The 20,236-nt window shown below is 58.0% G+C and carries 20 protein-coding genes; 14 read left to right on the top strand and 6 right to left on the bottom strand.

Features of this window, described 5'->3' with window-relative positions:
- Positions 1 to 88 precede the first annotated feature (88 nt).
- Together hisH and RJ40_RS00230 are read right to left on the bottom strand one after the other, a co-directional pair.
- Positions 89 to 691 carry an imidazole glycerol phosphate synthase subunit HisH gene (hisH, locus tag RJ40_RS00235; RefSeq protein WP_265581332.1) on the bottom strand — a complete coding sequence of 201 codons (603 nt, stop codon included), beginning with the start codon at positions 689 to 691 and terminating at the stop codon, positions 89 to 91.
- On the bottom strand, positions 669 to 2,078 hold the full coding sequence (locus tag RJ40_RS00230) for a phosphoadenosine phosphosulfate reductase domain-containing protein (RefSeq protein WP_265581331.1): 1,410 nt from the start codon (positions 2,076 to 2,078) through the stop codon (positions 669 to 671). Before RJ40_RS00230 ends, hisH begins: the two co-directional genes overlap by 23 nt.
- Positions 2,079 to 2,459: 381 nt before the next feature.
- Here RJ40_RS00230 and RJ40_RS00225 point away from each other — a divergent pair, with 381 nt between their 5' ends.
- From RJ40_RS00225 to RJ40_RS00180, 10 genes are all read left to right on the top strand, one after another.
- On the top strand, positions 2,460 to 4,319 hold the full coding sequence (locus tag RJ40_RS00225; RefSeq protein ID WP_322743885.1) for an NADH-quinone oxidoreductase subunit 5 family protein: 1,860 nt from the start codon (positions 2,460 to 2,462) through the stop codon (positions 4,317 to 4,319).
- Positions 4,316 to 5,176, top strand: a complete 861-nt coding sequence (locus RJ40_RS00220) for a respiratory chain complex I subunit 1 family protein (protein WP_394357389.1) — start codon at positions 4,316 to 4,318, stop codon at positions 5,174 to 5,176. The genes RJ40_RS00225 and RJ40_RS00220 overlap by 4 nt, the downstream gene beginning before the upstream one ends.
- 3 nt (positions 5,177 to 5,179) lie before the next feature.
- Positions 5,180 to 5,629: an NADH-quinone oxidoreductase subunit B family protein gene (locus tag RJ40_RS00215; protein ID WP_265581327.1), complete on the top strand. Its 450-nt coding sequence runs from the start codon at positions 5,180 to 5,182 to the stop codon at positions 5,627 to 5,629.
- Entirely contained in the window at positions 5,619 to 5,999 is a 381-nt protein-coding gene (locus RJ40_RS00210; RefSeq protein ID WP_265581326.1) for an NADH-quinone oxidoreductase subunit C, read from the top strand. Before RJ40_RS00215 ends, RJ40_RS00210 begins: the two co-directional genes overlap by 11 nt.
- On the top strand, positions 5,984 to 7,063 hold the full coding sequence (locus tag RJ40_RS00205) for a hydrogenase large subunit (protein ID WP_265581325.1): 1,080 nt from the start codon (positions 5,984 to 5,986) through the stop codon (positions 7,061 to 7,063). Before RJ40_RS00210 ends, RJ40_RS00205 begins: the two co-directional genes overlap by 16 nt.
- A gap of 5 nt (positions 7,064 to 7,068) precedes the next feature.
- Positions 7,069 to 7,467: a 4Fe-4S binding protein gene (locus RJ40_RS00200; RefSeq protein ID WP_265581324.1), complete on the top strand. Its 399-nt coding sequence runs from the start codon at positions 7,069 to 7,071 to the stop codon at positions 7,465 to 7,467.
- A 524-nt stretch (positions 7,468 to 7,991) separates the two neighbouring features.
- Positions 7,992 to 9,665, top strand: coding sequence for a histidine kinase N-terminal 7TM domain-containing protein (locus tag RJ40_RS00195; RefSeq protein ID WP_265581323.1), 1,674 nt, complete (start codon positions 7,992 to 7,994; stop codon positions 9,663 to 9,665).
- Positions 9,666 to 9,711: 46 nt separating this feature from the next.
- A complete protein-coding gene (locus RJ40_RS00190; RefSeq protein ID WP_265581322.1) occupies positions 9,712 to 11,331 on the top strand; it encodes a thiamine pyrophosphate-binding protein in 1,620 nt (539 codons plus the stop codon).
- Positions 11,332 to 11,682: 351 nt separating this feature from the next.
- A complete protein-coding gene (locus RJ40_RS00185) occupies positions 11,683 to 13,020 on the top strand; it encodes a pyridoxal phosphate-dependent aminotransferase (protein ID WP_265581321.1) in 1,338 nt (445 codons plus the stop codon).
- 397 nt (positions 13,021 to 13,417) lie between these two features.
- Complete coding sequence (locus RJ40_RS00180; RefSeq protein ID WP_265581320.1) at positions 13,418 to 14,599, top strand: hypothetical protein; 1,182 nt, start codon at positions 13,418 to 13,420, stop codon at positions 14,597 to 14,599.
- On the opposite strand, the gene RJ40_RS00175 is transcribed toward RJ40_RS00180, so the two are convergent.
- On the bottom strand, positions 14,589 to 15,107 hold the full coding sequence (locus RJ40_RS00175) for a winged helix-turn-helix transcriptional regulator (protein ID WP_265581319.1): 519 nt from the start codon (positions 15,105 to 15,107) through the stop codon (positions 14,589 to 14,591). The genes RJ40_RS00180 and RJ40_RS00175 overlap by 11 nt on opposite strands.
- Before the next feature lie 146 nt (positions 15,108 to 15,253).
- On the opposite strand from RJ40_RS00175, the gene RJ40_RS00170 reads away from it, so the two are divergent.
- Positions 15,254 to 15,868: a hypothetical protein gene (locus RJ40_RS00170; protein ID WP_265581318.1), complete on the top strand. Its 615-nt coding sequence runs from the start codon at positions 15,254 to 15,256 to the stop codon at positions 15,866 to 15,868.
- A 33-nt stretch (positions 15,869 to 15,901) separates the two neighbouring features.
- Complete coding sequence (locus tag RJ40_RS00165) at positions 15,902 to 16,381, top strand: hypothetical protein (protein WP_265581317.1); 480 nt, start codon at positions 15,902 to 15,904, stop codon at positions 16,379 to 16,381.
- A 90-nt stretch (positions 16,382 to 16,471) separates the two neighbouring features.
- Here the strand turns inward: RJ40_RS00165 and RJ40_RS00160 are convergent, their stop codons facing one another.
- Positions 16,472 to 16,828, bottom strand: coding sequence for a hypothetical protein (locus RJ40_RS00160; protein ID WP_265581316.1), 357 nt, complete (start codon positions 16,826 to 16,828; stop codon positions 16,472 to 16,474).
- A complete protein-coding gene (locus tag RJ40_RS00155; RefSeq protein ID WP_265581315.1) occupies positions 16,825 to 17,070 on the bottom strand; it encodes a hypothetical protein in 246 nt (81 codons plus the stop codon). Before RJ40_RS00155 ends, RJ40_RS00160 begins: the two co-directional genes overlap by 4 nt.
- Before the next feature lie 117 nt (positions 17,071 to 17,187).
- On the opposite strand from RJ40_RS00155, the gene RJ40_RS00150 reads away from it, so the two are divergent.
- Both RJ40_RS00150 and RJ40_RS00145 read left to right on the top strand, forming a co-directional pair.
- Complete coding sequence (locus tag RJ40_RS00150; protein WP_265581314.1) at positions 17,188 to 17,484, top strand: hypothetical protein; 297 nt, start codon at positions 17,188 to 17,190, stop codon at positions 17,482 to 17,484.
- A 1,157-nt stretch (positions 17,485 to 18,641) separates the two neighbouring features.
- Complete coding sequence (locus RJ40_RS00145) at positions 18,642 to 19,109, top strand: YbhB/YbcL family Raf kinase inhibitor-like protein (RefSeq protein WP_265581313.1); 468 nt, start codon at positions 18,642 to 18,644, stop codon at positions 19,107 to 19,109.
- Between the two features lie 414 nt (positions 19,110 to 19,523).
- Here RJ40_RS00145 and RJ40_RS00140 read toward each other — a convergent pair whose 3' ends face one another.
- Positions 19,524 to 19,682, bottom strand: a complete 159-nt coding sequence (locus RJ40_RS00140; protein ID WP_265581312.1) for a hypothetical protein — start codon at positions 19,680 to 19,682, stop codon at positions 19,524 to 19,526.
- Positions 19,683 to 20,236: the final 554 nt, after the last annotated feature.

The raw sequence follows: 20,236 nt of genomic DNA, 5'->3' as shown, positions 1-20,236 counted from the left end.
CAGCGCGAGGGATCGGTATGGTGATCGTTCAGACGTGCCGCCATCACGCCGCACCGACAAAAAAACAGAGAAGGGCTCGCCGCCCCTTTCAATCCAGTTCTATAAAATTTTTCAGGATCAAAAGTCCCGTCTCCCCGCTCTTCTCAGGATGGAACTGAACCCCATAGACCATCCCGTTCTTCACCGAGGACGCGAACTCGTGGATATATTCGGTCGTGGTCATGGTATGCTCGGCCGGGGCCGAGGCATAGTACGAGTGGACGAAATAGACGTACGACCCGTCGGGCACTCCATCGAAGAGCGGTTCGTCGGCCGGCACCGAGAGCGTGTTCCAGCCCATGTGCGGCACCTTCATCTCAGGCACCCGCGGGAAACGCCTGACCGTGCCGGGGACCAGGCCCAGGCCCGCCCGCAGGCCGCCTTCCTCGGAACTCTCCATCAGCATCTGCATCCCGAGACAGATCCCGAGCACCGGCACCTCGCCGGCCTGCTCCCGCACCGTCGCCTCGATGGGGCCGAGCATCTCCATCCCGTCCCTGAACGCCCCGACGCCGGGGAGGACGAGGGCGTCGGCCGCGGCGATCGCTTCCGGGTCGGATGAGATCACAGCCGAGGCCCCCGCCTTCTCAAGCCCGCGGCTGACACTCCGGAGGTTCCCCAGACCGTAATCAATTATAACTATCTTCTTCATCCCTGCCAGACCCCTGTTTTCTCCATTCGCTATCCGTCACCCAGGTCTCGGGCAGGCCGTGCTCCTCCTGCCAGGCCCGAAGCCGCTCCTCCCAGTTCTCCCAGAGGTGCGGGTAATCTCTCTTGATCTCTTCGAGCACTGCAAGGTCGCTTGACGGGCACATAAAACACCCGATCCTGTCCAGGCCGCGGTCGTACAGCACATTGTACGGCGCCTTCTCCCTGAAGAGATAAAGCCAGACATGGAGGGCCGTCCAGTGCTGGATCGGAGCGGCCGAGAGCTGGTTTCTGACCTTCCGGTTCCGCCACACCCTGGGGCTCCGCTTCCGGTTCAGAGATTCGTACTTCCGCTGACCGATAAAGGAGAGCGACTCGCCCCACCGCTCGGCGATGACCCGCCCGACAGGTTCGAGTTTGCAGACCCGGCAACACCAGCGGGCATCGACCGCAGGCGGCCCCTCGACCGCGAAGTGTTCCCAGAACGCCTCCCCGGTCTCGGCCCGCACCACATCGACACCGTACCGGGCGGCGACGGTCGCGACATTTGACTCGGTCTCAGGGAACTCCAGGCCGGTGTCCGCGTACAGGAGCGGCACCTTCCCGACCGCCTTGAGGACCAGCAGGAGCGTGACAAGACTGTCCTTGCCGCCGGAGTACGAAGTGTTCCTCGGGAGATCCTCGTGATCGGCGCAGACCTTCTTGATGAAATCGATGGAGGCACCCTCATAGGCATCGAGGATCCGCCGGTTCGCCGTCACCGCCTCGTCCCAGGTCGCCGGGCCGGGGACAACCTCTGCGGGGGCGGTCTTGCGTGTCCGCACCACCTGGCCCCGCGTCATGGTGCGCGCCTCTGCGGCGTCGACCTTGGCCCGGCCCACGCCGATGCACTCGCCCGACTGCGAGAGGAGGAAGACCTCGTCGCCCGCCCTGACCGAGTCCTCGATCTCGGCGAGTCCGGGAGCAAGGAGGCTTGACCCGTCCCTGACGAAGGGCACGGCACCATCGTCGACGACGACGTATCGCTTTGTCGGCGTGCAGTACCTGGCGGCCGCGGGCCGCGGGAGGGGTTCCCAGACTCCTTCTTTGGGGAGATAACGGATGGCGGCGACGATGGTCCCGCCGAGGACCACCTCCTCCATCCGGTCGATCTCAGGCACCTTGTTGAGGACGGCAAGGTGTCCCTCGGGGATGAGGGGGACACCGAAGTGCTCCTGAAAAACCGCATTGACCAGTTCGACGTCGGCGGCCATCGCGGGCCGGGCATCACCCGGCGGAGTGATGGCGACCGATCTTGCCTCGGCCCCGCATGCGCACTGTTCGCCGAGGACCGGTGCATGACAGTGATCGCACCAGTGCAACGCGATCTTTCCCAGATATGACGGACGCATTGCATGTACCTTATGGACACAGAGAATAAAAGCCCAGGGTTTGAGCAGGAAATGTGGATTCGATCATGTAAAATATTAATCATGAAGGTCTTTTGCAGATCGGAGCGCGCATAAATGAAAAAAATGAAAAATAATCCCAAATTTGGCATAAAAAATAAATTGAATATCTAAAACCCGATAGACACAGACTGCGCCAGAAGACGAAGAACAAATGAAAACCATGCGAGAACCCGTAATATCGACAGGTTTTTTACTGATCAAAGTGCGTGATTCGGATGGTTAATAAACCCCTAGAATCCACCGAATGAGTGAGGGATACGGATGAATGAACTAATATTCCTGATACTCTTTCCCTGTATAATTGCATTCATCCTGTTATTGTTGCCTAATAACCGGATCAGAGATGCAATTATTGCATTATCGGGTCTGGTCATCTCCCTTGGCTCCATCTACCTCTTCGCAACCTCCTTCACCGGAGGGTCGGTTTACTTCCCCTTCCCCTTTGAACCGACGGCGCAGGTGATGTTTGTCATCGAGATGGCCATCGCCCTTCTACTGCTGTACCTGGGTATAAAGTTCAAGCAATACCTTGCCGTCCTGCTTGTACTTGTACAGACCGCCATAACGCTCTACTTTGAGATGACCATGGCCGGCGGGCTCGAACCCGTGAAGAACCTCTTCATCGACGAGTTCTCCATCATCATGGCCCTGATCATCGGTATCATCGGGAGCCTTATCGCCGTCTATGCCACCAGTTACATGAACACCTACCACGAGCACCACCCCGAGGTGAGAGACCGGAGGAAGATGTTCTTCTTCGTGGTCTTCGTCTTCCTGGCCGCGATGTTCGGGCTGGTCTTCTCGAACAACCTGCTCTGGGTCTTCTTCTTCTGGGAGATCACGACGCTTTCGTCCTTCCTGCTCATCGGCTACTCCGAGACCGAAGAAGCGACGAACAACGCCTTCCTCGCCCTGAAGTTGAACCTCCTCGGCGGGATCGCCTTTGCGGCGTCTTTCCTGTACCTCGCAAGTGTCGACCCGGCCGGCGGACTCTTCGAACTCGACGCCCTCATCGCCTCCGGCCAGTCTGTTGCGATCATCCCCGCGGTGCTCATCTGCTTCGCAGGCCTCACCAAAGCGGCACAGATGCCCTTCTCCGGATGGCTTGTCGGCGCAATGGTCGCCCCGACCCCGGTCTCCGCCCTGCTCCACTCGAGCACCATGGTCAAGGCCGGCGTCTACATCATCGTCAGGTTCGCTCCCGTGCTCCTCGGCACCCTTGCCGGCGTGGCCTTCGGCATGGTCGGCGCCGTCACCTTCCTGCTCGCCTCGGCCATCGCCATCTCGCAGACCAACGCGAAGAAGGTGCTCGCCTACTCGACCATCGCCAACCTCGGGCTCATCGTTGCATGTGCCAGCGTCGGGACGCCCGAACTGGTCTGGGCCGCGATCATGCTCATCATCTTCCACGCGGTTGCGAAGTCGCTCCTCTTCCTCTGCGTCGGGACGGTCGAACACCGCACCGGCAGCCGGGACATCGAGGACATGGACGGACTGATCGTCAAGTTCCCGAAGATCGCCGTGATGATCGCCATCGGGATCGCCGGCATGTTCCTCGCACCCTTCGGCATGCTCATCTCCAAGTGGGCCGCGATCGAGGGGTTCATCGACGCACCCTTCGGGATCGTCTTTGTCACCATCCTCGCCTTCGGCAGCGCCGTCACGGTCTTCTTCTGGGCCAAGTGGATGGGCAAGATCCTCGCGGTGACACCGTTCGGTGAGAACCTCGAAGGAACAGTCTCCCGCGGCAAGTGGGTGGTTCTCTCCTCGCTCGCCGCACTCACCGTGCTCGCCGCCCTGCTCTTCCCCCTCGTCTCCTCGGTGCTCATCGAGCCCTATGTCCTCGGAGTCTACGGCGAGACGGCGCGGCTTGCACAGGACAACATCATTATCATGCTGCTCATGGTTCTCCTCCTGCTCTTCCTGCCGCTCTCCCTGTACACTTCCAGCAAAGAGAGCCGGAAGTTGCCGGTCTACATGGGCGGTCGGTCTACGACACCTGACCTGAAGTTCGCCGGGTCTCTCGGCATCCAGCGCGAGATGACCACCAGAAACTACTACTTCGAGGAATACTTCGGCGAGAAGAAACTCCTGCGCTGGGGCAACCCGGTCTGTATCCTCCTCATCCTGGTGGCCGCGGCCCTGGTTGCATGGGGCATGAGCCAGGGGGTGATCTTGTGACCTCGATCATCACAGCCATCGTCTTCCTGATCCTCGCCCCCCTCCTCGGCGGACTGATCGCCGGTATCGACCGGAAAGTCACCGCCAGGATGCAGGGCAGGGTCGGCCCGCCGGTCCTCCAGCCCTTCTACGATGTGGCCAAACTCTTCGAGAAGGAGGACGTCACCGTCACTCCCTCGCAGAACCTCTACATCCTGGCCTACCTCGTCTTCATGGCAGTGAGCGGTGCGTACTTCTTCGCCGGAGGCGACTTCCTGCTCGTCATCTTCGCCTTCACTCTGGCCCACATCTTCATCGTGCTGGGTGCGTACGCCGCCTACTCGCCGTACAGTTACATCGGCGCAGAACGCGAACTGATCACCCTGATGGCCTACGAGCCGATGGTGATCCTCACGGCGGTCGGGCTCTATATGGTCACCGGGAGTTTCTATATCAGCGATATCGCCACCTCGACAGTCCCGGCGATCCTGTACCTGCCGGGCGTCTTCCTGGGCTTCCTGACCATCCTGACCATCAAACTGCGCAAGTCGCCCTTCGACATCTCGACCTCGCACCATGCCCACCAGGAACTGGTGAAAGGGCTGACCACCGAGTTCGCCGGCCCGGTCCTGGGCAAGATCGAGATCGCCCACTGGTACGAGACCGTCGTCCTCCTCGGGATGATCTATCTCTTCTTCGGGTTCAACCCGGTGCTGGCCGTCGTGGTCATCGCCCTCGCCTACCTCCTGGAGATCTTCATCGACAACACCTTCTCCAGGATGAAGTGGCAGTGGACCATGAAGAGCGGGTGGGGCGTTGCCGCAATCCTGGGGTTCCTGAACCTCGTCATCGTATATTACTACTATGTGGGGGTCTGAAGCATGGCATATCTGAAAAAGTCACCCTGGCTGCTCCACTACGACGCGTCCAGCTGCAATGGCTGCGACATCGAGGTGCTCGCCTGCCTCACCCCGCTGTACGACGTGGAGCGCTTCGGGATCATCAATACCGGAAACCCGAAACATGCCGATGTCTTTGTGATCACCGGCGGGATCAACGAGATCAACCGTGAGGTTGTCAAGAACACCTACGAACAGATCCCCGACCCCAAGGTCGTGGTGGCCGTCGGGATCTGCGCCTGCTCCGGCGGGGTCTTCAGGGAGTGCTACAATATGGCCGGCGGCGTCGACCAGGTCATCCCGGTCGACGTCTATGTCCCCGGCTGTGCCGCAAGGCCCGAGTCGATCATCGACGGCATCGTCAAGGCCCTGGGCATCCTCGAAGAGAAACGGACAGCGATGAAAGAAACGGAGAGACAGCATGGCAATTGAAGAACAGGTGCTCAGAGAGATCGCCCTCGCAGACCTGCACAAGGAGGTGCAGGTCTATCATAACCGGGGCTTCCGCCTCGTCCAGGTGAGTTGCTCGATGGTCGAGGACTCTTTCGAGCTCAGTTACAGCTTCGACAAAGATTTCCACTTCGAGAGCCTGCGGGTCATGGTGCCGCCAGAGACGACGGTGAAGAGCATCTCAGGGATCTACTGGGCGGCCTTCATCTACGAGAACGAGATCCACGACTTCTTCGGCCTGACGTTCGAGGGCATGAGCCTCGACTACAACGGCACGCTCTTCAAGACGGCGAAGAAGTTTCCCTTTGCAAACGTCACCTTCAGGGGGGAGGAACCATGTCAAAGAAAATAGTCGTGCCTTTCGGCCCGCAGCACCCGGTGCTCCCCGAACCCCTCCACCTCGACCTGGTCGTCGAGGACGAGAAGGTGAAGGAAGCGATTCCGGGGGTCGGCTATGTCCACCGCGGCCTGGAGACGCTGGTCGAAAAGCGGGAATATCCTGAATATGTCTATATCGCCGAGCGGATCTGCGGGATATGCAGTTTCATCCACGGGATGACCTACTGTCAGGGCATCGAGCAGTTGATGAGCGTCGAGGTGCCAGAGCGTGCCGAGTACCTGCGGGTGATCTGGTCGGAGTACTCGAGGATGCACTCCCACCTCCTCTGGCTCGGGCTCTTTGCCGACGGCATGGGTTTCGAGAATCTCTTCATGGACGCCTGGCGTCTGCGCGAGCATGTCCTCGACGACATGGAAGCGACGACCGGCGGCCGGGTGATCCAGGGGGCCGCCAAGGTCGGCGGTGTCCGCCGAGATATCGACAGCGAGAAACTCGACGAGATGGTCAACGGTCTGGAGGGGATCAGGGGCGAGCTCAAGGATATGATGGACGTCTTCCTCCTCGACAGTTCGGTGAAGTCCAGGCTCAAGAACGTCGGGATGCTCTCGCCTGAGGACGCCTACGAACTCGGCGCCGTGGGCCCGACGCTGCGGGGGAGCAAGGTCGCTTCAGATATCAGGATGAACGGGTACGCCGCCTACGACCGTCTTCACTTCAAGCCGGTCGTCGAGGACGGGTGCGACTGCTATGCCAGGTGTGCGGTGCGGGCACGGGAACTCTTCACCTCCATCGACCTGATCAAAGAAGCGGTCCAGAAGATCCCTGACGGTCCCATCGAGGTGAAGGTGACCGGCAAGCCCGAGGGCGAGTACTTCTCGCGGGCCGAACAGCCCCGCGGCGAGGTGATCCACTATGTCAAGGGCAACGGCACCAGAAAACTTGCCCGCCACCGCGTGCGGACGCCGACGATGACGAACATCCCGCCCCTGGTCAAGATGCTGGAGGGCTGCGAACTTGCCGATGTGCCGGTGATCGTGCTGACCATCGACCCGTGCATCGGGTGTCTGGAGAGGTGAGAGAGATGGTATATTTCGAGATGGCAAAGACGGTGATCAAGTCGCTCATCCACGGCCCGTCCACCATCCGCTACCCGGCCGAACCGGCCAAGCAGTATCCGATCTCACGCGGGCATGTGACCATCGACCCCGCAAAGTGCATCTCATGCGGGATGTGCATGCGCAAGTGTCCGGCCGATGCGATCTGCGTCATGCGTGACGAGAAACTCTGGGAGATCGACCTCTTCAAGTGCCATGTCTGCAACTGCTGCGTGGAGGTCTGTCCGGTGCACTGTCTCTCGATGGATGCCGAGTACCGCCCGGCCTTCTCAGAGCACGAGGGCGTGAAGACGGTGAAGATCACCTATGTCAAGCCCGAGAAGAAGGCCGTGAAAAAACCGGCTGAAGAAAAATCCGAAGAGTAGATGGGGTATGGACCCCGCCCTATTTTTTTGGCCGGTGTATTGGTCCGTGTGAGCAGAATAAAAAAAAATATAGGGGGCTTTGTGAACTGGAGTTCACTGCTTGGGTTCCTTCGGCTGCTTCTTGCTACCCTTCTTTGCCATGGTGCCTCACCTCCTGTGAGTGCGTTGATCAGAGATTCGTATTTCCGGGTTTAAACCTTCTGTCAGATCTCATCGAAATCTCGCGATCTCCTCGCAATAGAGAGATTTTCCTCCCCATTTCAGGCATATCTCCAACCCCTCGCACCAGTTCCGTAGGCGGTCCCCGGATGGCCTGGAATCCTGGAGAGATCCTGAGCGCGTTGCGCGAGGTGCGGCACCTCCCACGGCGCAGGCCTCAGGTCATACGAGAATCCGGTTCATTCTCCCAAAGATAGATCAGTATCCCGGAGAAACATCAGATCAAACTCCAAGCCTTGTCGTATCGTGCCGTAATCCAGTCATTTCAGTCAGATCTCCACACCAGCACCAGAGAGTCAGCAGCAATGTACGCTTACATCCCCGGCACCTTTGTCATGGTCGCCTCGCTCGCCATAGCCTCGGTCATCGCCTTCGCGAGCTGGAAACGCCGTGAAGCATCAGGTGCACGGGCATTTTTCGTCTTCGCCCTCGGGGTTCTGGTCTGGTCGCTCGGCGAAGGATCGGCCCTCCTCCCGCTCGGCCGGAACTGGCAGGTTTTCTGGGGGGAGGCGGCGCTCGTCGGGGTCGCCGTCCTGGTTCCGGCATGGATGGCCTTTGTCATGCTGTATACCGGCAAAGAACAGAGGTTCACATTGGCCGCGACCCTCTCCGCCGCCATCGTCCCGGTTACTGCGGTCGTGCTCTGTCTCTCCAACACCATGACGATCACAGAACTCGTGGAGGGCACCCCGTACCTCCTCATCACCGGCGCAGCGTACCTCGTCGTCATCATAAGCATCATCTTCCTGGTGGCGATGCTCCTCACGGCACCGGCGATGTACAGGCGTCAGATCGGGTTTGTTCTGATGGGAGCGCTCATCCCGTGGGCGGCGGTCCTCTCACCCCCTCTCACGGCGTCCGGCCTGACCCCGTCTGCAGGATGGTGTGTCCTCTGTGTCATGGCCGCCGCTCTCGCCGCCTCGGCCGGGGCGCTTAAGGAAGGGCTCTTCGGCACGGTTCCCCTCTCCAAGGACCGGTACTTCAACGCCCTCACCGACGGCATCTTTGTCCTCGACCCACAGTTCAGACTCATCGAGGCGAACAAAAAAGGCGAGGAGATGGTGCGGCACCACTCGGAAGAACTGACCGGACTGCCGGCGGCGGAGTTCATCAACCATTTCCCTGAACTCCAGAAGGGATATGAAGGAAAATACGAGGCCACCCATGTCCAGAGCATGAAAAAGGCGGACGGGAGCAGAGAACACTACGAACTGCGCATCTCTCCCATCACCGACTGGCGCTCCAGGACCACCGGCCACTTCCTCCTGGTCAGGGACATCAGCAGGCTCAAGGAGACCGAGGACGCACTCCGCATCGCCCATAAAAAGGTCTCGATCCTCAGCGAGATCTCCCAGCACGATATCAAGAACCAGCTCGAAGTGATCGCCGGGTACGGAGGGATTCTCGACGAGATCACGCCTGAAGATTCAGAGCAGAAGATGTACGTCAGGCGGATCCTCGAAGCCTCGGAGATGATCGCAGAGCATATCGCCGCCTCAAAGGACTACCGCGATCTTGGCATCAGGACGCCCGAGTGGCAGTCGGTGGCGATCGAGGCGGATCAGGCATCCAGGATCCTCAAGAACCACGGCATCGCCCTCGATGTGGAGGCCGGGGATCTTGAAATCTATGCCGACCCTCTCTTCAGGAAGGTCTTCTACAACCTCTTCGAGAACACCATCAGGCACGGCGGCACCGTCACGACGGTGAAGGTGAGCGCTTCGGAGTTCGAGGGGCGGGGGGTCATCACCGTCGAGGACGACGGCAGGGGCGTGGCCGCAGAGATCAAAGAAAAGATCTTCGAGAGGCAGTACGGTTCGCACTCTGGCCTCGGGCTCTTCCTGACGCGAGAGATCCTCTCGGCCACCGGGATCTCCATCAGGGAGCGGGGGACACCTGGCAGGGGAGCGAGGTTTGAGATCCTGGTCCCGCCTGAAGGGTGCCGCCGGCCCGGCCCCGGGGGAGAACATTCAGGATAGAGATATATCAGAGGGAGGGGGATCAGCAGGGCGGGGGGACGCAAAGATGGACGAGAAGAGTACACCCGCCGGGGAGCAGACCGTCGCCGAGGCGATGATCGCGGAACTGGTGAGGTGGGGGATCGACCTTTTCTTTGGGGTGCCGGGCACTTCGTCGCTCGGGATCATCGACGCCGTCAGGAAGCATCCGGACGCCAGGTTCATTCAGGTGCGGCATGAAGAGAATGCGGCGCTGGCTGCGTCGGCCTACCATAAATTGACCGGGAAGGTGGCGGCCTGCGTGACGATCGCAGGGCCGGGGGCGACGAACCTGGCGACCGGGCTCTACGATGCAAAGGAGGACCGGGCCGCGGTCCTGGCCCTCAACGGACAGGTGGAAGGCCAGTACGTCGGGCCGGGGGGGTTCCAGGAGATCGACCAGGACGCTTTTTTCAGGCCGGTCACGATCTTCAACAACACGGTTCACGAGAAGAGCCGCGCCCTCAAACTCGTCGATATGGCAGTGCGCCGGGCTTTCGTGGGTAGGGGTGTGGCCCAGCTCTCGGTCCCGAACAATATCCAGAAGGAGATTCTCGACCCTACCTGCTGCCCGCGGGAGGGGACGCCGCCGTCGGTCAGGATCGCACCCGACGACGATCTGGTGGCGGGGGCGGCCAGGGTCGTCAACGCCGCATCGAGGCCGGTGATCATCGCGGGGTGGGGGGCGCGCGGGGCGACGGAGTGTCTCCTTGCGATCGCGGAGAGGATCAGGGCCCCGGTCCTCACCACCTACCGGGCCAAGGGACTGATCCCCGAGGACCATCCCTGGCATATCGGGGTGCTCGGGAGCGTGGGCACGCCTGCGGCGCGGAGATGGGCGACCGGGGCCGACCTCCTCCTCACCTGCGGGGTCGGGTTCTCCACGCGGACGCGGGTGCCGGAGGAGACACCGCTCGTCCAGATCGATCTCGACCCGGTCAAACTCGGGAAGAACCGGGAGACGCTCTCTCTCTGGGGGGACTGCGCCGTCGTGCTCCCGCGTCTGCTGGAGCATCTCGATGAACGGGAGGAGAACGGGGCGAAGGAACAGATCGCCGGCCAGAAGGCGGAATGGCTGTCACAGATCGCAGCCGAGGCCGACTCCAGGGCCGTGCCCATCCGTCCGCCCTATATCATGCAGGTGCTCTCCGAGATCCTCCCCGACGATGCCGTCATCTCCGTCGATGTGGGTGAGAACGGGTGGTGGTTTGGCCGAAATTTCAGGATGCGCTCCGGACAGAAGTTCGTGATGTCGGGGTACCTGGCAACGATGGGCTTCGCCCTCCCGGCGGCGCTGGCGGCACGACTGGCCTACCCCGACCGCCCGGCCGTCTGCATCACCGGCGACGGCGGGTTTACGATGGCGATGGCCGAGTTCCTCACCGCGGTCAAGTATAACCTCCCGGTCACGGTCATCCTCCTCAACAACCATGAACTCGGGATGATCCTGGTGGAGCAGCAGGTGGAGCATTACCCGAACTTCGGGACCGACCTGCACAACCCCGACTTCGTCGACTATGCACAGGCCTGCGGGGGGAAGGGCTTCAGGGTGGAGCGGCCCGACGAACTCGCCCCTGCCGTCAGGGAGGCGCTTGCCTCGGGAGTCCCGGCGATCGTCGACGTGGAGACCGACCCGAAGCGCTTCTGAGAGGAGGAGGGAGAGAGAGTAAAAGGCTCTAGTGGCGAGTCAAGAACGAAAGGTCGCCACCATGATGCAATCGAACGAGATCTCTCTATCCTCGCGTGAAGAGAACGCAGGGATCGACACCATCCTCTTCATGATTCTCCCCTCTGCCTTCCCGGCCCAATCGCAATCCCGGAGGTCCGGGGGCGGCGGTTGAGAGGGATCAAAGATCTTTCCACGCCCAGAAGAATTGCGAGAAGAAATTTTCATGCAGTATGCTTGAGGTATCCTCTCGCTTCATGAGCGATTCTACAAAGCCGGCAGAAGGGATTTATAGCGAGGGTTCGGCATAGGATGCCGGAGTGGGGAAGAGCAATGCAGCAGATGTATGCGATCAGGACAGATCCACGGATCGATGCGGTCGCCGTCCCTGAGAACCTGCGGGTCGGACTGATGGTCGCGGAGCAGAGAAAGCGGTGCAGCGCTATCGGGTGCCATGCCAGGTTCTTCAACTTCGCCTTCGGGCAGTCGCCTTTCCCGGTGCCGCCCGGACTGGTGACGTCGTTGAAACGGGAGGCCACACTCGGACATTACACCGAGGCCGCCGGGACCGAGGAACTGCGCGAAGCGGTGGCCGGGTTCTATGCACGCCACTTCGGTGTCCGGGCCGAACCTGAGCGGGTCGTCGTGGGCAACGGCTCCAAGGAACTCATCTATATCATCTTCTCGATGATGGAGGCGACCGCGGTGATCCCGTCGCCGGCCTGGATCGGGTATGCCCCGATCATCAAACTGCTCGGCAAGGAGTACAGGACGCTTCCGCCCAGGCCCGAGCGGGGCTATCGGCTCGACCCGGCGGACCTGAGGGCGGTGCTTGCCGCCCATCCGGCAGAGCGCCACATCCTCATCTTCAACAACCCCAACAACCCGACCGGCGCCCTGTACACAAAACCGGAACTGGAGGCGATCGCGGCGATCTGCCGGGAGTACGGGTGTCTGGTGATCGCCGACGAGATCTACGCGCTCACGACATACGAGTTCGAGCGCTTCACCTCGATGGGCACGGTGTATCCCGAGGGAACCTTCGTCACCGGAGGGCTCTCGAAGGACCGCTCGGCTGCAGGCTACCGCCTGGGCACATGCATCCTGCCGGAGGACTGCCCCGAAGAACTGGTCACCGATTTCACGAAGGTGGCGGCGACGATGTACACCTCGGCCTCCACCCCGGTACAGTACGCCGCGATCACGGCGTACGCCGAAGACCCGGCGATCGAGGAATATATGCGGACGGCGAGGGCGGTCCACGGGATCATCTGCCGGTATATGAGCAAGGCGGTCTCCACCATCGACGGCGTGATGACGACGGTGCCTGAGGGCGGGTTCTACTTCCTCGCCGACTTCAACCTCCTTGCCGACGACCTCAAACAGTACGGGGTCACCCGTTCCAACGACCTCAGCACCGCCCTCCTCGCCCATCCGCACCATGTGGCGACGATCGGCGGGGACGCCGTCATGCTCCCCCAGGACCGGTTCGGGATCAGGGTGGCCTGCGTCGACTATGACGGTCGGCGGGCCCTCGACCTGTACCGCGAGGAGCGCCCCACCACCAGCCTCGACAGGACGGCCTTCGTCCACGAGGTGGCGCCGCTGATGGTCGATGGCGTCGGGGCGATGCGCCGGTTCGTGGAGGAGGTGCGCAAGGAGGCGCGGTGAGAGGGGATCAGACGTGCCGCCCCCTATCGTAGAATCTTCCCCGCCGTCTCGCGTCGGGGGGAAAACCCCCGGACCTCCCACGAACCGAAGATAGGCAGGGGCGGCGATTGAGAGGGATCAAAGATCTTTCCACGCCCAGAAAAATTGCGAGACGAAATTTTCATGCAGTATGCTTGAGGCATCCTCTCGATTCATGAGCGATTCTACAGAGCCGCGAGGACGGCATTGAAGTGGATCAGATGAGAGGGCCGCACCGCCCATCAACAGAATCCCGCCCCCTGTCAATCCTCATGATCCCCGCCATGTGGTGACAGGGAGTGTATCGAAGGACACCCTTTTCCATCTGCAGGCAGATACTCGATGCAACAAGACCATTGTCCATCCTGAGGTACCCCCCATGAACAGACAGAGCACCATCTCTCTCCTTCTCTGCGTCCTGCTCGTCTTCTCCCTGACGGCCGGGTGCACCGATACCGGCGCGATCGCACCCGGAGGAGAGCAACCTGAGCAGGCGGATATTCCCGAGGTGCGGGCCGGGTCTGCCGACCTGCCCGCCGTAGAGAAGAGTGCAACGACAAGGGAGGGCGTCGCCGTCCAGACGATCGTCCCGGCGACCGGGCAACCGACGGTGACGCGAGTCTTCGAGACAAAGTTCGAGAGGAAGACCTATACCGTCGAGGTGGAGGTGAACGGCAGCGTCTACGCCGGGGCACGGAGCGTCGACAAGGGCCTGCCGCCGGGCGCGGACTGGAACGACCCAGGGGTCATGACGGCATACTACCGGCGGTTCATCGACGACCCGGCGATGAAGGACTTCTTCGACGATATGGCCAGGGATTTCAGGTCGGTCAGGGCACGGGAAGGCCTCAATGCCGGCGAGTACCTGGAGTTTCTGATCACCTTCGTCCAGCAGATCCCGTATGACCCGAACGCCCCGGCCCACCCTCGCTATCCGGTCGAGGTGGTCAGGGACCGGACCGGCGACTGCGACGAGAAAAGTCTCCTCCTCATCGGCCTCCTGGCCCATGAGGGGTACGACACCGCCTTCATCCTCTTCCCCGACGAGCACCACGCGGCGGCGGGCATCAGGATCAGCACCGGCGGCGACCCTTCCTTCCGGGTCTTCGAGGGGCCAGAGACCGGGAAATATTTCTACATCGAGAGCACCGAACCGACTTACATCGGACTGTACACCGAGCCCTACGGGAGCGCGGAGGCGGTTGTTGTTCCTATCGGCGACGGCACCGGGCGCTTCAACCGGGTGAACTATATCTCCCGGATCACCGGGACATACCAGAAGATCGAGGAGCGCCTCCCCTTCATGCATGACAGGATGAAGGCATGGGAAGAGGAGATCGAGGAGATGGAGACAAAACTCACCGGTGGGAACTACGAGTCCCGTGCAGAGTGGGACCAGGACCATCGGGCCTACCTCAAACTCATCGATGAGCACAACGACTATGTCGAGAAGTACAACACCTACCTCGAGGTCTACCACTACATCGCCGACCACCCCTACGACATCGAAGGGGTGTATCGCCACATCGAGAACTCAGGGGTGGATGATATCAAGATCTGAGGTGGTTCAGTCCTTTTTTCCTGGCTCTCCGGTCCCGCACCTGCTCCTCGCGCCGGGACGCCGGCGCGTGGTTATCCTCTCCGGTTCTCACTCCGGGGGAAGTCTTCAACCGGGCCGTATATTCGGGGGTGCCGCCACTCACGATGCCCTTGTTCTGTGCCGAACAACTCGCCCCATGATCAAGACGCGGCTCCGGTTGGTCTGATGGGTTCCTGAGACCAAAAAGACCCTGAAGAAGTGATTCATTCAGTCTCCGGCCCAGATATGAGACCCCATAATATACCCTTGAGGAATCGCCGGCATCGCCGAGATCTTTCACCTTTCTCTCGACGATACCTGCCATCTCCAGTTTTTTCAGGAATTTGTCTATATCCCCTGAAGAACTGGACTCAAAGATCGCTTTTAATTCGGAGAACCTCAGGTCTCCATGACGCATCAGGGCCATAAACACCGCCCATGCCTTGTCGCTGGAGAGAGGATTGACGGCATCACGAACTTCTGATGGCATAAGACCTGCATACTCCTGAATTTTATCTGCGTTCATCCCGGCCATGACAATGGTCTCATATTCACGACCATCGATAATATAGTTTACGATTCAGCGATCAGACAAAATAATAATCAATATATTTTGTCGCAGATGATTTTAATCCAATGGATATCTCCAGATCTCTTGATTCTCAGATAATAGCGATAAATGATCTGAAAAAAAGCCTTCGAATAGGTATTTTTGGCTCATTTTCGGGGGAAAATCTTACGCTCCTCAGAACCGCCAGAACATTTCTGAGAGAGCATCATTATCACAACACCTACCTCTCCATAGACCTGAAAGACAACCCGGAGGAGAAAGAGATCGATGAGGATGTCCGAAATCTCCGAAAAAGTCTAACCCTGGTTGATATGTGTCAGGTCCACATCTTTTTCTTCTTTAACGAACATGACGGAGAACATAACCTGAATCAATCGGCAACTCTGGAACTGGGTGTATTGATGGGCAGGAAGAATCGAGGCTGCCCACAAAAATCCACTTTGATCTTCTGCGAAAATGGTATGGATGCACAATGCAGGGGTTTGTTCAAGGGCATTTTCGCTGAAGCAGATGATTTCTGGAGATGTACAGAATTTTCGTTTTCAAAAAATAAGATGATCATAAAGAACAATACAATGGAGGATATTTTCAGACCCGACCCTGAGATCAAATTTGTTCAGACCAGGATGAAACAATTCTGCCATGAAACTCTTCTGTTGTGGATGAATCAAAGCGACTGAAGATTCATCGGCGGAAGGAATTGAAAAAAGGAGGTGGCAGTGAGCATATCCCAAAAGTCTCCCGAACATGAATCTTCGTCCGTATCAAAACCCTTCATTCCAGAAAATCTGATCGCAGATCTTCCGCTGGGTGGCTGGTTGCCCCCGTTCCCGCCGCAGAAGATAGGGAGGAGGAGGTTAATCCCCTTTTCATCATCATCACGTGTGCCTTCCCGCCCCTATCGCAATCCCGGGGGTCCGGGGGCAGAGCCCCCGGCGCGAGCATGCGGGAAGGCAGACCGATCCACGTGCCGCCCCTCCTATAGAGTAAAGAATATTCTCCTGCTTTCTCTCGCCGGGGGGAGACCCCCCGGATCCCTCCACGACGAAGATAGGGATCGGGCGGCAGAGCACCTGGTGAAAGGAGAGAAGAAGGCGATGAATGGATGTTCACGCTACGAAGAGAGGAGATTTTTACACCATCATCTTTCTTTATCTCTAGAAGAGGGGGAAGTCAGGAGAGTTTTTGGATGACCTCAATTACTATGATTATCACCCGGAAGATCTGCTATGAAAATTACTCCTGTGGCATGCTTGAGGGATGCTTTTGGTTCATGCCCTATTCTACTGAGTCCATGAGCAATTCTTCAGGATCATACCGAAAAGTGTGTCAAGAAGATCTCTACCTGGATGGGAGAGGACATAATGAATATCTGAGGTGTTGCAGGCACCATCTTGAGAATTTATTTTTTTCTCGATCAGACCTGCCATTTCCAATTTTTTCAGACGTCTCCTGCCCTCAGCTGTAAATGTAGATCCAAAGATTTCTATGAAATCGGAATCTCTCAGGTTCCTATGGTGGAGGATGGCCATAAATATGGCCCAGGCCATATCGTCGGACAAAGGTGCGACGGCGTCACGGATCTCAGAGGGCATCAGATCCGCATAACGCTGCACATTCAGCGATCCGATTTTTTTCAAGAGTCGAACCTTCCATTTGATTCACACCGATATCCTTCTTTTCCAGTCTCCCAACCGCGTTCCTCAAGAGCATGCAGAATAGCCATTGAAAATGTCAGTGCTCCAGTAGAAGGAATTTTTTCAATTCTGGCCCTCTGATGATGTGACCTCTTATTTACCCATCCTGACAACCTTTTCACCTTGCCCGAACACTCTTTCTCAATATTTTTTCCAGCCTTTTCTTCAGGAATTTGTCTGTTCACAGAATCTCGATTAAGTATCAATGATATCTATGATATCCGATAAATGTTTCTTTTTGATACTGGCGATAACTAAAAAGCACCAAAATTCATCAACAAAGATAACAACAATTGAGGATTATGGGTCGAACCCCAAAAAAGGAGCGAAAAACAGAATTCATCGGCATCAGGATAACGCCTGAAACCTATGCAGAACTCAATGATATCGCTCAGAAATATAATATTTCTGTCTCACAGGTTGCTCGAAACATTATACTGGACCATTTCTCAAGAGTACAGACCCATGATGAGTCTATTGCCGAGGATGAGATGCGAGAGATCTCACGAATGGTCACAACAAAAATCCTGTGGTCCGAAGAGTTCAGAGAAGTCCAGAAAGAGATTATAAAAGAACTACTCAAAGAGATGGTCGAATAGATCTCTCTCCCAAACATCAATTCTCTTCTTCTCCCTTCTGAATGCTCCGGGTCAACAGGATACATCTTGAGATCAGGATCAACATCAAGAGTCTGTATCCCTGCTTTTCCCCCTGATATAACTCATCCCAGAGTGATCTCTACTGCTCTGACATGGTTCATTATCATGCCTCCTTCTTTCTGACAGAGATTGGAGGGGTTTTCCCATCACAAAGATAACATACAGCAACACAAATTTGACAGTATTTTCTCAAGCCCACAGAAAATACAAGAGTGTTGGGCTGTTGAAGTAATCCCCTGATCCCTTATCAAAAAAGATAAGAATGGACAGAAAAGGGCTCTGTAGAAAAACATCCTCTTTTCATCACCACGACCCCCCTGTGAACTGAATCCATCGCCTTCCCTCATGCTTGTACCGGGGGCGCTGCCCCCGGACCCCCGGGATGAAGATAGGTCGGGAAGGCGGAGAGATGACCACAGAGAGGGGGTTGCAGTCCACTCCCCTATCGTGATGCGGGGGGATCGGGGGGCGGCCAGCCCCCCGGCGAAGAGATCCATCAAGATGATTTGTACAAAGCCCAGAAAAGAGATGAAAGAATGCGATCGCTTTTTCCCCAAATTTGGCTTTCTGCCATCCCCTCATCGATCATAATTCCCCGCGTGACGGATCGACAGAAGGCTGGAGCACCCTCCGAACGATCACCCTCTGCCTCCCCGTTCCCATCTTCATCCCGGAGCACGATTGAGAAAGAAGGCAGGCGATCAGACGGGGCGCCCCACCAGACAGATCTGAACCTATCATCTCACGCCGGGGGAAACACCCCTGACCCCCCCACGGATGAAGATGAGCGGAGTATCTCACCCCCTTTTCATGATTTTCTCTCCGCCTTCCCGGCGCTATAGCAATCCGGGGGTCAGGGGGCAGCACCCCCGGCGCGATTGATAGGGAAAGGTCATGGATGCATGTTTGCGCTATCTGGAGGTGAAGATCTCTCCACCATCATCCATCTCGATCTTCTGCAAGAGTGAGGCAGGAGAGTTCCGGGATGATCTCACATTTTGATCACAGGGAACAGATTCCATCTCTCTCTTTCGAGATGTCTTCACAACCTTCCCCTTTCATATAGTACGTACGACATTCCTGCGGAGGTATCGAGGATGGAAAACCCTATTGTAGAGATCGGATTCGACATTTTTCCGAAGAGACATACCTGCGAAGGCGAGGACATTTCACCTGAAATTCGTATTTCAAGGTTGGAATCGCCCTACATCGCGATCATTCTCACCGACCCGGGAGCAAAGGTCGATCACTGGCTCATCTGGAACATCCCCGCAACAGACCTGATCCCTGAAGGGATTCCCGCAAAGCCGGAGGTCTCGTCTCCTATTCGGGCACGGCAGGGGAAGAATGACCTCGGGAAGATCGGGTACAGCGGCCCGTGCCTGTCTGAGGGGGCGGCGCACGAGTACTACTTCAACCTCTACGGCACCGACGCCCCGCTCGATCTTCCGGCCGGTGCGAGCGGAAAAGAGTTGAAGAAGGCGCTGAAGGGGCACACGGTTCAGTACAGCGGGAGCACGGTGGCAGGATACAGCCGGAAAATACCGGAACTGAAGGCCCCCTGAAAGGGAGGGCCGGGCCTTCGGGCCTCATATCTTCTTCTGGCCCGGGGAATTATCTGAAACTTGGGCCCTGTAGAAAACCTCACTTTTTCTAGGTTTGAGTACGATTCAACCGCCTTCCCCCATGCTCACACCGGGAGCAGCGCCCCGGCATGGTGGTGTGGGAAGGCACGTCGATCTGATCGGCCGCCCCCCATCGTCGAACCTTCACCGCCGTCTCGCGCCGGGAGGCGGTGCCCCCCGGACCCCCCACGAACCGAAGATAGGCAGGGGCGGCGATGGAGTGAGGTCTCCACCAGTTCTTCTGTCTTGAAAAGAGAGCGATCAAGCGGCGAGAAATTTTCATCCCGCATGTTTGAACCCCACGTTCATGCCCGATTCTACAGAGCCGAAACTTGAGAGTGACAAAAGGGTCGGCTATGTCTTCTCCTCGGCATGGGCGCCGACGATGACCGACACAAACCCGATCACTCCCATGACCCCCGAGAGTTGTGCGTGGAAATCGAAGAAGAAGATGGCCAGAATGAGGATCCAGGTGCCAAAGATGATCCAGTCGTTTCGCATGGTCTCAGTCAAACCATTCCTTGTATTTATCTCGCATAATTGTTCTGGTTGGATTCTTCTCCTGGAGTGGACATCGGAGGATGAACACACCCTTGTCCCTGTGTGACAGATCGGCGGAGGCCGGGATCACCCTCTGAACGATCGCCTCTCTGCCTTCCCCCCCATCGCCATCCCGGTGCGAGCGCGTGGGGAACGGTGTGATGATCCGACGTGCCGCCCCCATTGTAGACTCTTCACCGCAATCTCGCGCCGGGGGGAGGCGATGGAACGAGATCCTCTCTGGTGTACCGGCGCAAGGGAGAGGAACACTTTCACATCTTGAGACGCTGTTCTGAGCAATGTTCAATCGCGTATGCTTGAGCCTGGGGTTCATGCCTGATTCAACAGAGCCGATAAATCCTATTTTTGCGGACATGCAGGAGAGCGATCAGAGTTCAGATAATCCCGAAGTCCACCGCCACCATGCATGGTGCGGAGAGGACTCGGACCCCTTGATTGCAGGCCCACAGAAAAAGTATCCCATCTATTCTACCGGATCTGAACCCTGAGAAATTAAAAAAACTGAT

It is taken from the genome of Methanofollis aquaemaris (genome assembly GCF_017357525.1).
GTDB lineage: Archaea > Halobacteriota > Methanomicrobia > Methanomicrobiales > Methanofollaceae > Methanofollis > Methanofollis aquaemaris.
The sequence above is the reverse complement of the archived record's forward strand: the minus strand, read 5'-3'. Positions and strand labels throughout refer to the sequence as shown.

Bases quoted from the DNA above. Each gene is read 5' to 3' on its own strand.
- hisH (WP_265581332.1), bottom strand. From the start codon at position 691: ATGAAGAAGATAGTTATAATTGATTACGGTCTGGGGAACCTCCGGAGT.
- RJ40_RS00230 (WP_265581331.1), bottom strand. From the start codon at position 2,078: ATGCGTCCGTCATATCTGGGAAAGATCGCGTTGCACTGGTGCGATCAC.
- RJ40_RS00215 (WP_265581327.1), top strand. From the start codon at position 5,180: ATGGCATATCTGAAAAAGTCACCCTGGCTGCTCCACTACGACGCGTCC.
- RJ40_RS00210 (WP_265581326.1), top strand. From the start codon at position 5,619: ATGGCAATTGAAGAACAGGTGCTCAGAGAGATCGCCCTCGCAGACCTG.
- RJ40_RS00205 (WP_265581325.1), top strand. From the start codon at position 5,984: ATGTCAAAGAAAATAGTCGTGCCTTTCGGCCCGCAGCACCCGGTGCTC.
- RJ40_RS00200 (WP_265581324.1), top strand. From the start codon at position 7,069: ATGGTATATTTCGAGATGGCAAAGACGGTGATCAAGTCGCTCATCCAC.
- RJ40_RS00195 (WP_265581323.1), top strand. From the start codon at position 7,992: ATGTACGCTTACATCCCCGGCACCTTTGTCATGGTCGCCTCGCTCGCC.
- RJ40_RS00190 (WP_265581322.1), top strand. From the start codon at position 9,712: ATGGACGAGAAGAGTACACCCGCCGGGGAGCAGACCGTCGCCGAGGCG.
- RJ40_RS00185 (WP_265581321.1), top strand. From the start codon at position 11,683: ATGCAGCAGATGTATGCGATCAGGACAGATCCACGGATCGATGCGGTC.
- RJ40_RS00180 (WP_265581320.1), top strand. From the start codon at position 13,418: ATGAACAGACAGAGCACCATCTCTCTCCTTCTCTGCGTCCTGCTCGTC.
- RJ40_RS00175 (WP_265581319.1), bottom strand. From the start codon at position 15,107: ATGCCATCAGAAGTTCGTGATGCCGTCAATCCTCTCTCCAGCGACAAG.
- RJ40_RS00170 (WP_265581318.1), top strand. From the start codon at position 15,254: ATGGATATCTCCAGATCTCTTGATTCTCAGATAATAGCGATAAATGAT.
- RJ40_RS00150 (WP_265581314.1), top strand. From the start codon at position 17,188: ATGGGTCGAACCCCAAAAAAGGAGCGAAAAACAGAATTCATCGGCATC.
- RJ40_RS00145 (WP_265581313.1), top strand. From the start codon at position 18,642: ATGGAAAACCCTATTGTAGAGATCGGATTCGACATTTTTCCGAAGAGA.